The following is a 13,855-nucleotide window of genomic DNA, read 5'->3' on the forward strand; positions in this document are numbered from 1 at the left end:
ACAAGAGTAGCCCTCTGTTTTTTTGTGTCAATGAGAACGATGGAATTCTCCAAAGATGGCATAGAATGCTTGGCAAACCTTCGATGCAGAGTTATACTTTCAAGGGGTTACCTGACCTCATTGATTGTAGGGTGATGAGGGATTTTGGGGACACCAATTATTCTTTTAAATATCCCTTTCCCGCATCGTGACTTCTGTAAGATGTGAAGGTACGGGTAGCGGATTGCAAAAGATTAGTCCTGCCGCAGAGCGGCGAGGACGCTCAACCAGGCAACCATTTGATGGATAGGAGGATGGGCATGAACGTACATGAGTATCAAGGAAAAGAACTCTTGAAGCAGTACGGGGCTGTAGTACCCCGGGGTCAGGTGGCCTTCACTGCGGACGAGGCTGTGGATGCCGCAAAAAACCTCGGCGGTGAGCTATGGGTGGTTAAAGCTCAAATTCACGCTGGAGGTCGCGGGAAAGCTGGTGGTGTGAAACTAGCAAAAAACCTCGACGAGGTGAAGGCTTATGCCGGCGAGTTGCTCGGTAAAACCCTGGTTACCCATCAAACAGGTCCTGAGGGTAAAGAAGTAAAACGTCTTCTCATTGAAGAAGGCTGCCCGATCGACAAAGAATATTACTTAGGTGTTGTCATCGACCGTGCAACGAATCGCGTTACCTTGATGGCATCTTCTGAGGGTGGTACGGAGATTGAGGAAGTTGCAGAAAAAACTCCTGAGCTGATCCATAAGGTGGTTGTCGATCCAGCTGTGGGTCTACAAGTTTTCCAAGCGCGCGAGTTGGCTTATGCAATCGGTATTGAAGACAAAAAGCTAGTAAATCAAGCGGTGAATTTTATGCTCGGTTTGTATCAAGCTTTTGTTGACAAAGACTGCTCCTTGGCTGAGATCAATCCACTGATCACCACCAAAGATGGTCGTGTCATGGCGTTGGATGCTAAATTGAACTTTGACTCCAATGCGCTCTACCGTCATAAAGACATCGTCGAGTATCGTGATTTAGACGAAGAAGATCCGAAAGAGATTCAAGCTTCTAAGTTTGACCTTAGCTACATCGCTCTAGATGGGAACATCGGTTGCATGGTAAACGGTGCTGGACTTGCTATGGCAACGATGGATATCATCAAACACTACGGTGGCGATCCTGCTAACTTCCTAGACGTTGGAGGCGGGGCTACTGCTGAAAAAGTAACGGAAGCCTTTAAGATCATCCTGGATGATCCAAACGTAAAAGGGATTCTCGTTAACATTTTCGGCGGTATCATGAAGTGCGATATTATTGCGGATGGTGTCGTTCAAGCGGCTAAAGAGGTAGGTCTCGACCGGCCCCTAGTGGTACGTCTTGAAGGAACCAACGTCGAGCGAGGTAAAGAGATCCTCAATCAATCCGATCTCAAAATTACCGCAGCTGACTCGATGGCTGATGCAGCAGAAAAAATCGTCGCGTTGGTGAAATAAGAACCAACTTCAATTCACAGGGAAAGGCGGGTTCAACCTTGAGCATCTTCGTCAATAAAGATACGAAAGTGATCACCCAGGGGATCACAGGTAAAAATGGCCTGTTCCATACGACACAAGCCATCGAATACGGTACCAATATCGTTGGTGGCACTTCCCCTGGTAAAGGTGGCACGGAAGTAGAAGGAGTGCCAGTATTTAATACGGTGAAAGAGGCTGTTGCAGCAACGGGTGCAAATGCTTCGGCTGTCTATATCCCAGCTCCCTTCGCGGCTGACGCGATTATGGAAGCGGTGGATGCTGGCATTGAGCTAGTCATCTGTATCACCGAAGGGATTCCTGTACTAGACATGGTGAAAGTACGCCGCTATCTTGAAGGCAAAAAGACCCGCCTCATCGGGCCGAACTGCCCTGGAGTTATCACACCTGGCGAGTGCAAAATCGGTATTATGCCTGGTTATATCCATACTCCTGGTAAAGTGGGTATCGTCTCTCGCAGTGGAACCCTTACGTATGAAGCAGTCCATCAATTGACCACCCGCAACATTGGTCAATCCACTGCTGTAGGTATCGGTGGCGATCCTGTTAACGGAACCGACTTTATCGATGTACTCAAAGCTTTCCAAGAAGATCCCGACACCGAAGCGGTGATCATGATTGGTGAGATCGGTGGTACCGCAGAGGAAGAAGCTGCTGAATGGATCAAAGCCAACATGACAAAACCAGTCGTTGGCTTCATCGGTGGCCAAACCGCTCCTCCCGGAAAACGCATGGGTCACGCAGGTGCTATCATATCTGGTGGTAAAGGGACCGCTGCAGAGAAGATTGCTAAGTTGGAAGAGTGCGGCGTAACGGTCGCTTCTACCCCTGCAGTTATGGGTGAAACCCTGGCTCGCGTTCTCGAAGAAAAAGGCCTTTTGGAAGTCTGCAGTACGAAAAAGTAATATAATAATTTTTAAAGGGACCTCATGTGAGGTTCCTTTTTTTGTACATATGAAGATTATTTTTACTTTTGCCAAAATACGTAAATCCGTGTGACAAACCATATGGGTCAATCGTTTAAAAAAGTAAGGAGGGAGAAAATGAGCGCACAGTGGTCAAAGCGGGATGGATTAATCGCACTTCATCAGATTCAGGGAGTAGGTTGGCACACGCTGGATCAATTACTTCAGGCTGGTTGGGATCCAGGGGTTCCCTTGGAAAATTACACAAAGGTTTTCGATCAAATACCCTGGAGGAGAAAAGATTTACCCGATAAGATTCGGCAAAAATGGACGGCTCGTTTTATCCTCAAGGTACGTGAAGAACTGCTCTCACGCCAGATTCAAGCCCTAACGGTTTGGGATGATGATTACCCGGAATTGCTTCGAGAGCTGCCACAACCACCATGGATTCTTTACCTAAAAGGGAATGGATCGTTGGTAAAGGGGACATGCTTGGCAGTGGTAGGGACACGTAAACCGACCAGCTATGGTAAAAAGGCAACGGGTATGCTTATCAAAGAGACCATTTCCCAGGGATGGACGATTGTGAGTGGAATGGCAACAGGGATCGATGGCGAAGCCCATCGTGCCGTGTTAAATGATGGAGGAAAGACGATAGCTGTTTTAGGGTGCGGTGTCGATGTGATCTATCCCAAACATCATCGCCTTCTTTATGAGCGGATAGTCAAGGAGGGGCTCGTACTCTCAGAAATGCCGCCGGGTACTAAGCCTCACCCGGGTCTTTTCCCCCAGCGTAATCGAATAATCAGTGGCCTGTCTCATGGTGTACTATTGATTGAAGCAGCGGAGCGAAGTGGATCACTGATCACTGCAGATTGTGCGATTGAACAAGGGCGGGATGTATTTGCAATCCCAGGTCCAATCACTTCGGAACAAAGCATAGGGACTAACCGACTGATTCAACAGGGGGCAAAGTGCATTCTCTCAGGGAAGGATATTTTGGAGGAATTTCCCCACCTACCGGGATTATCGTCACAGGATGAAGAGGACAGGATAGACGAAGAATTATTAAAAGAGGAACAAACACTACTCCAACACCTCACCGATCAACCACTACATTTTGAAGAAATAAGTACACGCTCAGGAATCTCCATCGGAGAACTTTATCGATTGCTTCTCACATTGCAAGTGAAGGGAAAGGTCAGACAGCTTCCTGGTGGACGTTATGAAAAAGGATAAATAATATCCTATCGCATATCTATTGCCTAAGAATCAACACGCTAAGTTCCCTCAGAAAGATCTCTGTTGAAAAAAAGGAATGATTGTGATTTGGTAATTAATAATTAATGTAAGTGTGATTATTTCATTTATAAAGGATAATAATATATAACATTGCTGTTTATTATTTTAATGAGAATAGTAGGTCATAAAAATAATAAAGGGAGGGTTTTTGATTGAAAGGAAGAATATGAATGGGGGATAATTTTCATCCATCCTGGATTCCGCCTTAAAAGCATGATATCTTACAGAGGCGAGGATTTCGCCAATCACTAGATGAGATTGCCACCATGACCATAAATTTGGTATGGTACACATTAAGATCGTGTGAATGATTAATTAGAACAATGCAAAGTAGCAATGTAGCAACCAATATGGACTGAAATGCAGTTAGTTAAAAGAGAGGTGAGGGCACGAGATGGCTGATTCTCTCGTCATCGTCGAGTCTCCCGCTAAGGCAAAAACCATCGGCAAATACCTTGGCAAAAAGTACATTGTCAAAGCATCGATGGGTCATGTGCGGGATCTGCCTAAAAGTCAGCTAGGCGTAGACACGAAAAATCGTTTTGAACCGAAATATATAACGATTCGTGGTAAAGGGGATATCCTGAAGGAATTGCGTGATGCTCGTAAGAAAGTGAAACGAGTCTATCTAGCTGCTGACCCGGATCGTGAAGGGGAGGCGATTGCCTTCCACCTTGCACACAGTCTCAACCTAGAGGTTGATGAAGAGTGCCGTGTTGTGTTCAATGAAATTACGAAGCAGGCTGTGAAGGATGCTTTTAAAAAGCCACGAAAGATAAATATGGATCTGGTAGAGGCCCAACAGGCCCGACGGATTCTTGATCGATTAGTTGGCTATTCGATTAGTCCGGTCTTGTGGAAAAAGGTGAAAAAAGGACTTTCCGCTGGTCGTGTACAATCTGTTGCCGTTAAATTGATCATCGATCGTGAACATGAAATTCGTAACTTCATTCCAGAAGAATACTGGACGGTAACGGCAATCCTCGACGCCATGGGTGAGACTTTTGAAGCTAAATTCCATGGGTATGGAAAGAAGAAGGAAGAACTAAAAAGTGAAGAGGATGTTCACAAACTCCTTGAAGCGATCAAAGGCAAACGCTATATCGTTGAAGATGTGAAAAAAAGTGACCGTCGTCGTAATCCTGCACCTCCTTTTATTACGAGCTCCCTGCAACAGGAAGCGGCACGGAAATTAAATTTTCGAGCAGCAAAAACGATGGCAGTGGCACAACAACTGTACGAAGGTGTGGACTTAGGGAAAAAAGAAGGTACTGTCGGCCTTATCACTTATATGCGTACGGATTCGACGCGGATTTCTCCCACGGCTCAAGAAGAGGTACGGGAGTATGTTGTCAACACATATGGCGAGAGTTATCTTCCTTCCTCTCCTCGTACTTATAAATCGAAGGCAGGTGCCCAGGACGCTCATGAAGGAATCCGACCCACATCGACGCTGCGCACCCCTCGTGAGATGAAGCCCTTTTTATCCCGGGATCAGAATCGCTTATACAAGTTGATTTGGGAGCGTTTTGTGGCCAGTCAGATGGCGTCGGCAGTAATGGATGCGATCTCCGCTGATATCCTGGTAGGTGATGCTCTTTTCCGCGCAACCGGTTCAAAAGTAAAATTCCCTGGATTTATGAAAGTGTATGTAGAGGGAAATGACGACAACAAAAAGGAAGAAGATAAATATCTACCCGCTCTAGAAGCAGGGCAGAAATTAAAAAAGAAAAAGTTGGACCCCAAGCAGCATTTCACCCAGCCACCACCACGTTATACCGAAGCACGCTTGGTAAAAACATTAGAGGAAAAGGGAATTGGGCGTCCTAGCACCTATGCTCCTACCTTGGATACGATTCAAAGACGGGGCTATGTGATGCTTGAAGATAAGCGATTTGTCCCCTCAGAGTTGGGGGAAATCGTGATCTCTTTGATGCAGGAATTTTTCCCAGAGATCCTTAACGTGGAATTTACAGTTCATATGGAAGAGAACCTGGATCATGTTGAAGAAGGAAAACTGGATGGCGTGGAGATCCTGGAACGTTTCTATGTGGACTTTGAAAAGCGATTAGAAGTTGCTGAAGAGCAGATGAAGGAAGTAGAGATCAAAGACGAGGTCTCTGATGAAGTTTGCGAAAAATGTGGGCGAGTGATGGTTTATAAATTTGGCCGTTATGGAAAATTCCTTGCCTGTTCAGGTTTCCCGGACTGTCGCAATGCAAAGCCGATCGTCAAATCGACCGATGTAACCTGTCCAAAATGTAAACAGGGAGAGATTGTCGAGCGCAAAAGCAAAAAGCAACGGACATTCTACGGGTGCGATCGTTATCCGGCGTGTGATTTTGTTTCATGGGATAAGCCGATACCACGAACATGCCCAAAATGCACCAATATGTTAGTGGAGAAGAAACGGAAAAAAGGTACATGGATTCAATGTACAGCGTGTGATTTTGAAGAGGAGAAAAACTGATTAGGAGAGATTGATGTGATGAAGCCGGTAACAGTAATTGGAGCGGGGCTTGCTGGGAGTGAAGCTGCCTGGCAATTAGTGAAACAAGGTGTACCCGTGCGTCTTGTGGAGATGAGACCGAAAAAACAGACGCCTGCTCACCATACTCCTCATTATGCGGAGTTGGTGTGTACCAACTCCCTTCGCTCCAATGATTGGGCCCATGCAGTGGGTATCTTGAAAGAAGAGATGCGTCGCATGGACTCGTTGATCCTCGATTGTGCAGATCGACACGCTGTTCCAGCAGGAGGAGCCCTTGCCGTAGACCGGGAGGGCTTCTCCGGTTCTGTGACAGAACGACTGCAAAACCATCCCTTAGTAGAAGTGGTAGAGGATGAGCTTACCGAAATCCCAGAGGGGATTACTGTTGTGGCTACTGGTCCACTAACTTCAGAGTCTCTTTCGGAAAAGATTAGTCAGCTAACGGGGGAGGATCATCTCTACTTTTATGATGCCGCAGCTCCCATTATTGAGCGTGACTCCATTGATATGGAAAAAGCATTTGTCGCTTCGCGATATGACAAAGGGGAAGCGGCTTATATCAACTGTCCGATGACTGATGAAGAATTTGACCATTTTTATGAGGCGCTCATCACAGCAGAAACAACACCGCTCAAAACCTTCGAGAAAGAGATTTATTTTGAAGGGTGTATGCCAATTGAAGTGATGGCCAGAAGAGGGAAAGAGACGATCCTTTATGGCCCGATGAAACCGGTGGGATTAGTAGATCCTCGGAAAGGGCAACGATCCCGGGCAGTTGTGCAGTTACGCCAAGATGATGGAGCAGGATCTCTTTATAATTTGGTTGGTTTTCAAACGCACTTAAAGTGGGGTGAACAAAAGCGGATTCTCCGCATGATTCCTGGGCTGGAAAATGCAGAGATTGTCCGCTATGGTGTGATGCATCGCAACACCTTTATTAATTCTCCCCGGGCGTTACATCCTACGTATCAGTTTAAAAATCGAGAGGATCTCTTCTTTGCTGGGCAGATGACCGGAGTAGAGGGCTACGTAGAATCTGCGGCAGCGGGGTTGATTGCCGGGATGAATGCAGCTCGATATGCCTTGGGAAAAGAGCTCCTTATTTTTCCGGGAGAAACCACTCTGGGTAGCCTTGCACGGTATATCACAACAGCGAATCCAGATAACTTCCAACCGATGAATGCAAACTTTGGACTTTTTCCTCGGCTACCACGTAAGATAAAAGATAAGCGCGAGCGTAATCGCCAATATGGGGAACGGGCGCTGGAAACCCTGCACCAGTTTGCTAAGGAATCTGTCCTGGCTAGAGGATGAATCATAAAGAAATCCGGATGCAAATAAGCCGGATTTCTATTTAGAAGGTAAAATTTTGAATATTTCGCTATATAGCACAATTTTCCTTGCGACTAGGAGGTTGATATGGTACCATAAGGTAGACTTTGGCAGGTAATTACCATTATGAGTTACATATGTATTGGTTTGGAAAACCCGAAACAGCTGTGGCGTTAAATTGTCTCGCTGTTTTTTTCTTCTGAAAAAAGGGTATATCGCTGTTGGTGCATCCTGTGTTAGAAGCGAGGAAGCGAAGCAAGGAGGAAACGGATTGGAAACCTTTCACGCAACCACAATCTTTGCCTTTCAAAAAGATGGAACTGGCGCGATTGCTGGGGATGGTCAAGTGACTTTTGGTAATCAGGTTGTTATGAAACACACAGCAAAAAAAGTACGACGTCTCTATCGTGGTCAAGTAGTTGCTGGTTTTGCTGGTTCGGTGGCAGATGCAGTTACGTTATTTGAGAAGTTTGAAGGTAAATTAGAAGAATTTCACGGTAACTTACCCCGGGCAGCGGTGGAATTAGCGAAGGAATGGCGCGCTGATAAAATTCTCCGCAAACTGGAAGCCATGTTGATTGTGATGGATAAAGATGATTTACTGTTAGTTTCCGGCGGTGGAGAGGTTATAGAACCGGATGATGGCATATTAGCAATTGGCTCAGGTGGTAATTATGCTCTTGCTGCTGGTCGTGCCCTTGCCCGTCATGCAACGGAGATGTCCGCAAGGCAGATCGCCGAAGCGGCTTTACGCGTAGCAGGTGAAATTTGTGTCTTTACCAATGACCAATTGGTGGTAGAGGAGGTATAACGCGTGACCGACAACTATGCAAAATCAAGTAGTAAGTGGACGCCGCGAAGGATTGTGACGGAGCTTGACAAATACATCGTGGGACAAGATTCTGCTAAGCGGGCAGTCGCAGTGGCTTTACGCAATCGTCATCGGAGAACCTTTCTTCCTGAAGAACTCAGGGAAGAAGTGGTCCCTAAAAATATTCTGATGATTGGTCCTACCGGGGTGGGTAAAACAGAGATTGCACGTCGCTTAGCGAAGCTAGTCGGTGCTCCCTTCGTCAAAGTAGAAGCAACGAAGTTTACCGAAGTCGGTTACGTGGGAAGAGATGTGGAATCGATGGTCCGTGATTTAGTGGAGACTGCGATTCGAATCATCAAGGCTGAGAAAATCGAAGAAGTAAAGGAACGAGCAGAAGAGCTAGCAGATGAACGGATTATCGCGATTATGGTGCCGGAAAAAAGCAGCTCGCAAGGATTTAAGAATCCCCTGGAGATGTTTTTCAACCAGAGTGGAAACTCCAATCGTTCGGATGGTCCTGAGGATGCAGAGAAAAGTCGCCAATTGGAACAGCGGCGCCGTCAGGTCAGTTTTCAGCTGAAAAGCGGCCAGTTGGAAGAGGAGACCGTCGAGATTGAGGTAGAAGATACCTTACCTATGCTGGATATGTTTGGCGGCGGTTCCGGGATGGAGCAGATGGGGATCAACATGCAGGAAATGCTCGGTCAGCTCATGCCAAAGAAAACAAAGAAACGCCGCCTCTCTGTCAAGGAAGCCCGCAAGGTTTTGACTCAAGAAGAAGGACAAAAATTGATTGACATGGATCATGTACAACAGGAAGCTCTTCATCGGGTAGAGGATTCAGGGATCATTTTTATCGATGAAGTCGATAAAATTGCTGGCAAGGACCAACGGGGTGGACCTGATGTTTCCCGAGAAGGTGTGCAACGGGATATCCTGCCGATTGTAGAAGGTTCTACGGTGATGACTAAATATGGCCCCGTAAAGACGGATCATATCTTGTTTATCGCAGCCGGTGCCTTCCATACAGCAAAACCTTCCGATATGATTCCTGAATTACAAGGACGCTTCCCAATCCGTGTAGAATTAAACGATTTGACCGCTGAGGATTTTGTAAGGATCTTGACTGAACCCAAGGCGGCGCTTCTTAAGCAATACGCTGCTTTGCTTGCGACAGAGGATATCCGGGTGACCTTCACTCCTGAAGGAATTCGCGAAATTGCTCGTTTAGCTGCCGAGGTGAATCGTGATACAGAGAACATTGGTGCTCGGCGTCTTCATACCATGTTGGAGCGTTTGTTAGAGGAACTCTCCTTTGAAGCACCTGATATTCAATTAGAAGAGATCCGAATTACACCCGAATATGTGCAAGAACGGCTGGCTAGTATCGTCGATAATCGAGATCTCTCCCAATACATTCTATAATTGGGATAGTAGCCCCCCAACGGATCGTTGAGGGGCTGAGTGTTACGCATGTAACAGTTACCAACAACTGCAAAAAAAATAGAAAAGGGGTCAATGATGGATCTGTTAAGTAAAGCGCGGGAGATTAATCGTCTCCTGCAAAAAACTGCTGGACAAGCTGTGAATTTCACGGAAATGGCTGAAGTGCTTCGAAATGTGATTGTTGCGAATGTATACGTTGTTAGCCGTAAGGGGAAGATCCTTGGTCATGGTATGGTACAAGAAGATGATCGGGATCAATTGCACAAGGCGATCCTTAAAGAAGGGCGTCTGCCTGACGAATACAATACCCTGATCAAATCGGTACATGAACCCATTACGAATATGGATGAAGAGAGTGAATATAGCTTCAATCATCAAGTACAGGGGCATAGTCATGGCTACACAACGATTGTGCCCATCATTGGGGGAGGAGATCGTTTAGGAAGCCTCCTTCTCACACGTTTTGATGAGCCTTTTGTGGCTGATGATCTGATTCTCACTGAATATGGAGCTACTGTAGTAGGGATGGAGATTTTGCAAATGAAAGCGGAGGAAGCGGAAGAAGAAGCGCGCAATCGCGCAGTGGTTCAATTGGCTGTGGACTCCCTTTCCTATAGTGAACTTGAGGCGATGGAGCATATCTTCGAGGAATTGGATGGGAAAGAAGGTATCCTGGTAGCTAGTAAAATCGCGGATCGGGCAGGTATCACTCGCTCTGTTATTGTGAATGCGCTGCGGAAATTAGAGAGCGCAGGGGTTATTGATTCCCGTTCCCTTGGGATGAAAGGGACTCATATAAAAGTCCTCAATGAAAAATTCCTGCCTGCTCTTGAAAAGTTAAAATCATCCTAGGTACGAACCTTGCGGGGGCTTTAGACTTATGGTATATTTAAAAATGGTGTAAATACACACGTCAGTGGATGGACCAGAGTTGTGCCAATCAATTGGTGTCTGGTACAAAGGAAACTGACGGAGGTAAAACAAAAGGAGGAAACACCACTATGGCAGTCGTTTCTATGAAACAGCTTCTTGAAGCTGGCGTCCACTTCGGGCATCAAACCCGTCGTTGGAACCCGAAGATGTCCAAATACATCTTCACCGAACGGAATGGAATCTACATCATCGACCTTCAAAAGACGGTTAAGATGATGGAGGACACTTACAACTATGTACGCGACCTAGCATCCAAAGGTGGCAACATCTTGTTCGTAGGCACCAAAAAACAAGCACAGGATGCAGTGAAAGAAGAAGCTGCACGCTCTGATATGTTCTATGTAAACCATCGTTGGCTCGGTGGAACCTTGACTAACTTCCAAACCATCCGCAAACGTATTAACCGTTTGCACCAGTTGGAAACGATGGAAGAGGATGGCACCTTTGACGTGCTTCCGAAGAAAGAAGTTGTTATGCTGAAGAAAGAACAATCTCGCCTCGAGAAGTTTCTCGGCGGAATTAAGCATATGAAAAAGCTCCCCGACGCCGTTTTCATTATCGACCCGCGGAAAGAGCGGATCGCTGTGGCGGAAGCTCGGAAGCTTGGGATTCCGATCATCGCCATCGTTGACACCAACTGCGATCCCGATGAGATCGACCACATCATCCCCGGTAATGACGATGCCATCCGTGCAGTACGCCTCTTCACCTCGAAGATGGCAGACGCTGTATTGGAAGGAAAGCAGGGAGAACAAACCGCGTCCTGATTCAAACGCGGAGGGGGGTGGCCACGAATGCGTGACCACCCTTTTTTAACGGAATGAATTAAGCTTGTTTACTCTATTCATTAAAAGGAGGCACCCCTCATGGCAATCACTGCTGCTCAAGTGAAAGAACTGCGCGAGAAAACTGGTGCAGGCATGATGGACTGCAAAAAAGTACTGACTGAAGTAGACGGCGACATGGAAAAAGCAATGGAGTTGCTTCGCGAAAAAGGATTAGCAAAAGCCGATAAAAAAGCGGATCGGGTAGCGGCAGAAGGCGTTGTGGAATCTTACATACACGCTGGTGGACGTATTGGTGTATTGGTAGAAGTGAACTGTGAAACGGACTTCGTAGCAAAAACGGATAGCTTCCGAGCCTTCGTAAAAGATGTTGCGATGCAAATCGCAGCGATGGGACCAAGATACGTCCGTCGTGAAGAAGTATCAGAAGAAGATGTAGAAAAAGAGCGTGAAGTCCTGAAAGCTCAAGCGTTGCAAGAGGGTAAACCAGCTCATATCGTAGATAAAATGGTAGAAGGTCGTCTGGAGAAATTTTATGAGCGTATCTGCCTCTTGGATCAAACATTTATCAAAGATAGTGACAAGAAAATTGGTGAATTGGTAAAAGAACAGATCGCTAAGATTGGTGAAAATGTTTCGATCCGTCGCTTTGCACGTTTTGAACTGGGTGCAGGAATTGAAAAGAAAGAAGACGATTTTGTCTCCGAAGTAATGTCCCAAGTGAAGAAGTAATTAGTTTATCAGTGGGGAACACGCCGTGTTCCCTTTTTTTGCAGGTAGGCAAGAAAGGAAAATCAACCACCTTGTCGAATGGACATAGGGGCCGGAAACGGAGGGAGCAGGATGCAAGGGCCGAAGTATAAAAGAATCATATTAAAACTAAGCGGGGAGGCCCTCGCTGGAGAACTGGGCTATGGGATCGACCCCAATGTGGTTGCCTCTATCTCCCGACAACTGAAAGAAGTTGTTGAACTGGGTGTAGAAGTTGCGATTGTTGTTGGTGGAGGTAATATCTGGCGTGGACTATCGGGTAGCGCGAAGGGAATGGATCGTGCGACAGCTGATTACATGGGTATGCTCGCTACGGTGATGAACTCGCTAGCATTGCAAGACTCTCTGGAGAACATCGCTGTGCCAACGAGGGTGCAAACCTCTATCGAAATGCGACAGGTAGCGGAACCCTATATTCGTCGCCGGGCCATTCGCCATCTGGAAAAAGGACGTGTGGTCATCTTTGCCTCTGGTACGGGTAATCCTTATTTCTCTACAGATACCACTGCTGCTTTACGCGCTGCTGAGGTGGAGGCTGAGGTAATTCTAATGGGCAAAAATAAGGTAGATGGTGTTTACTCCGCAGATCCAAGCCATGATCCCGACGCTGTTAAATATGATTCTTTGACGTATCTTGATGTGTTAAATCAAGGGCTTGGCGTAATGGATTCTACAGCTTCTACTCTTTGCATGGACAATGATATTCCGTTGATTGTGTTTAGTATCGATGGTGAGGCAAATATTCGTCGGGTAATAATGGGCGAACAGATCGGAACCGTGGTTAGGGGGAACGAGTAATGTTAGACACAGTGAAAAAAGATCAGACAGAACGGATGGAAAAGTCGATCCAGACATTGAAGAGGGACTTAGCTTCATTGCGAGCTGGACGTGCTAGTCCAGCACTCCTGGATAAAATAACGGTTGAATATTACGGCAGCGAGATGCCGATTAACCAAATGGCTAACATTTCTACACCTGAACCTCGTCTCTTGTTGATTCAGCCTTGGGATAAGTCTTCGTTAAATGAGATCGAACGGGCGATTCAAAAATCAGACCTTGGCTTAACTCCAAGTAATGATGGAACCCTGATCCGGATTGCTATCCCTGCTCTGACTGAACAACGGCGTGCGGAATTGGTAAAAGTAGCGAAGAAAACCGGTGAAGAGGCAAAAGTAGCGATTCGCAATATTCGCCGGGATGCAAATGACGAAGTGAAAAAGTTAGAAAAAGACGGGGACATCTCTGAGGATGAAGCTCGTCGGGCACAAGAAGAAGTGCAAAAATTGACTGATCGATTTATCAAAGAGGCGGATCAAGCAGTCGAAGCGAAAGAAAAAGAGATCATGGAAGTCTAATCATGATAGGGCATCCCCCCTTCTATACCGAGGGGGGTTCCTTTATATTCCCTCTGCCCCTTCTCCAGAAGATGAGATCGAGTGAGGGCAAAAAGTGGCATTCAACGTGAAAATATTGCATACTATAGATAGGTTTGCGAGGCCTGCCTATCATCCGAAGAAAGTACATACTTCTAACCCAATCCGTTTGCTGTATGGGGATAGGACAGCGGAGGAATG

Annotated in this window: 12 protein-coding genes; all 12 read left to right on the plus strand. The window is 46.3% G+C overall.

The window, feature by feature from the left end; all coding sequences use genetic code 11:
• The first annotated feature begins 299 nt into the window (after window positions 1-299).
• The 12 genes from sucC (at window position 300) to frr (ending at window position 13,636) form a co-directional block, all read left to right on the plus strand.
• Window positions 300-1,463 carry an ADP-forming succinate--CoA ligase subunit beta gene (sucC, locus tag BLV90_RS04875; RefSeq protein ID WP_091737121.1) on the plus strand — a complete coding sequence of 388 codons (1,164 nt, stop codon included), beginning with the start codon at window positions 300-302 and terminating at the stop codon, window positions 1,461-1,463.
• Window positions 1,464-1,501: 38 nt separating this feature from the next.
• Window positions 1,502-2,407 carry a succinate--CoA ligase subunit alpha gene (gene sucD / locus BLV90_RS04880; protein WP_091737124.1) on the plus strand — a complete coding sequence of 302 codons (906 nt, stop codon included), beginning with the start codon at window positions 1,502-1,504 and terminating at the stop codon, window positions 2,405-2,407.
• A 138-nt stretch (window positions 2,408-2,545) separates the two neighbouring features.
• Window positions 2,546-3,646 carry a DNA-processing protein DprA gene (dprA, locus tag BLV90_RS04885; RefSeq protein ID WP_177167903.1) on the plus strand — a complete coding sequence of 367 codons (1,101 nt, stop codon included), beginning with the start codon at window positions 2,546-2,548 and terminating at the stop codon, window positions 3,644-3,646.
• Between the two features lie 457 nt (window positions 3,647-4,103).
• Window positions 4,104-6,179, plus strand: a complete 2,076-nt coding sequence (topA, locus tag BLV90_RS04890; RefSeq protein ID WP_091737130.1) for a type I DNA topoisomerase — start codon at window positions 4,104-4,106, stop codon at window positions 6,177-6,179.
• Between the two features lie 18 nt (window positions 6,180-6,197).
• Complete coding sequence (gene trmFO / locus BLV90_RS04895; protein WP_091737133.1) at window positions 6,198-7,514, plus strand: FADH(2)-oxidizing methylenetetrahydrofolate--tRNA-(uracil(54)-C(5))-methyltransferase TrmFO; 1,317 nt, start codon at window positions 6,198-6,200, stop codon at window positions 7,512-7,514.
• A 289-nt stretch (window positions 7,515-7,803) separates the two neighbouring features.
• Complete coding sequence (gene hslV / locus BLV90_RS04900; protein ID WP_091737136.1) at window positions 7,804-8,343, plus strand: ATP-dependent protease subunit HslV; 540 nt, start codon at window positions 7,804-7,806, stop codon at window positions 8,341-8,343.
• Window positions 8,344-8,346: 3 nt separating this feature from the next.
• Window positions 8,347-9,771 carry an ATP-dependent protease ATPase subunit HslU gene (gene hslU / locus BLV90_RS04905; RefSeq protein ID WP_091737139.1) on the plus strand — a complete coding sequence of 475 codons (1,425 nt, stop codon included), beginning with the start codon at window positions 8,347-8,349 and terminating at the stop codon, window positions 9,769-9,771.
• A 96-nt stretch (window positions 9,772-9,867) separates the two neighbouring features.
• Complete coding sequence (gene codY / locus BLV90_RS04910) at window positions 9,868-10,644, plus strand: GTP-sensing pleiotropic transcriptional regulator CodY (RefSeq protein WP_091737142.1); 777 nt, start codon at window positions 9,868-9,870, stop codon at window positions 10,642-10,644.
• A gap of 149 nt (window positions 10,645-10,793) precedes the next feature.
• Window positions 10,794-11,492: a 30S ribosomal protein S2 gene (rpsB, locus tag BLV90_RS04915; protein ID WP_091737145.1), complete on the plus strand. Its 699-nt coding sequence runs from the start codon at window positions 10,794-10,796 to the stop codon at window positions 11,490-11,492.
• Between the two features lie 99 nt (window positions 11,493-11,591).
• The gene (gene tsf, locus BLV90_RS04920; protein WP_091737148.1) at window positions 11,592-12,242 is read left to right on the plus strand and encodes a translation elongation factor Ts; all 651 of its coding nucleotides are present in this window, start codon (window positions 11,592-11,594) and stop codon (window positions 12,240-12,242) included.
• A 111-nt stretch (window positions 12,243-12,353) separates the two neighbouring features.
• Window positions 12,354-13,079 carry a UMP kinase gene (gene pyrH, locus BLV90_RS04925; protein ID WP_091737151.1) on the plus strand — a complete coding sequence of 242 codons (726 nt, stop codon included), beginning with the start codon at window positions 12,354-12,356 and terminating at the stop codon, window positions 13,077-13,079.
• On the plus strand, window positions 13,079-13,636 hold the full coding sequence (frr, locus tag BLV90_RS04930) for a ribosome recycling factor (RefSeq protein WP_091737154.1): 558 nt from the start codon (window positions 13,079-13,081) through the stop codon (window positions 13,634-13,636). Before pyrH ends, frr begins: the two co-directional genes overlap by 1 nt.
• The last annotated feature ends 219 nt before the right edge of the window (window positions 13,637-13,855 follow it).

Source organism: Marininema mesophilum (genome assembly GCF_900106775.1).
GTDB classification, from domain to species: Bacteria; Bacillota; Bacilli; order Thermoactinomycetales; family DSM-45169; genus Marininema; species Marininema mesophilum.